This is a genomic window from Paenibacillus sp. O199 (assembly GCF_001636635.1).
GTDB lineage: Bacteria > Bacillota > Bacilli > Paenibacillales > Paenibacillaceae > Paenibacillus > Paenibacillus marchantiae.
The window spans coordinates 1-301 of the sequence record NZ_LGRP01000111.1 but is presented as its reverse complement, the minus strand read 5'-3'; the positions used below and the strand labels follow the sequence as shown (position 1 = coordinate 301).

General features: G+C 48.2%; 2 tRNA genes. Both read left to right on the top strand.

Features of this window, described 5'->3' with window-relative positions:
- Positions 1 to 54: 54 nt before the first annotated feature.
- A tRNA-Thr gene (locus tag A6049_RS32360) sits at positions 55 to 130 on the top strand.
- Between the two features lie 97 nt (positions 131 to 227).
- A tRNA-His gene (locus A6049_RS32355) sits at positions 228 to 300 on the top strand.
- The last annotated feature ends 1 nt before the right edge of the window (position 301 follow it).

Sequence of the window (301 nt, the reverse complement as noted above, 5' to 3'; positions counted from 1 at the left end):
GGGTTCGAATCCCGTCGGTTCCGCCATTTTTACTCAAGCAACATTTTACACCGCGCCGGTGTAGCTCAACTGGTAGAGCAACTGACTTGTAATCAGTAGGTTGGGGGTTCAAGTCCTCTCGCCGGCACCATTTATTGCATTTACCTCTGAATTTATAATAGAATGTATATTGTAGTTTCAGATGGGAATACTGAGATACTCTCAGCGAATGTAAGGGATAGCTTATGGCGATCGTGGCGAAGTGGTTAACGCACCGGTTTGTGGATCCGGCATTCGGGGGTTCAATTCCCCTCGATCGCCC